This is a genomic window from Pseudoflavonifractor sp. 60, assembly GCF_009911645.1.
Taxonomy (GTDB): Bacteria; Bacillota; Clostridia; order Oscillospirales; family Oscillospiraceae; genus Lawsonibacter.
On record NZ_QWKI01000338.1, the window covers coordinates 1 to 563 of the forward strand.

Below are 563 nucleotides of genomic sequence, written 5' to 3' on the forward strand. Positions count from 1 at the left end.
GGCGGCTGGGTGGTCTTGTCCTTTCGCAAGGTGAAGTCCACGCCGTATTTCTTGGCGCAGGGCTTGAAAGCGGCGATGTTGGCGTCGGTGATCTCAATGTTGGACAGCGCCGCCCCGTGCTGCTTCAACTGCTTTAGGCTCTGTTGGCCGTGGTGGAGCTTGGGGCCGTGCTTTCTGGCCTCCAAATACTTTTTCAGGGCCATTTGCAACACTTGGGCCGTCAGCTTCCCGGTTTTCATGGATAATGCGATGGTCTTTTGAGTGACTTCCTCCTGCAAGCGTCATACCTCCTTTGCCAGAAGTCGAAAAGGGCGGCTACGGTGGAACCACCAGCCGCCGCAGGTAAATCCGCATCAGATACGCACCCGCAGGCCGTTCAGGTCGTCGGCCCGGATGCCCACCAGATACCAGTCGGCGGCGTACTCAATCCGGGTGGGCTTCCAGCGCCCGCCCACCATCACGTCGAAGCACTGTCCACAGTGCAAGCCGCCGTAGTAGTCGGCCAGGTCAAAGCGGATGTCGTAGCGGTCTGTCCGCTCGTCGAAGATCAATGCGCCCTGTTT

General features: G+C 59.3%; 2 protein-coding genes. Both read right to left on the minus strand.

Annotated elements, in window-relative coordinates; genetic code table 11:
- On the minus strand, positions 1-278 hold a 278-nt coding region (locus D1646_RS22265), incomplete at its 3' end, for a PcfB family protein (protein WP_160638509.1).
- A gap of 75 nt (positions 279-353) precedes the next feature.
- The coding region (locus D1646_RS22270) for a DUF5348 domain-containing protein (protein WP_160638510.1) at positions 354-563 on the minus strand (210 nt) is incomplete at its 5' end.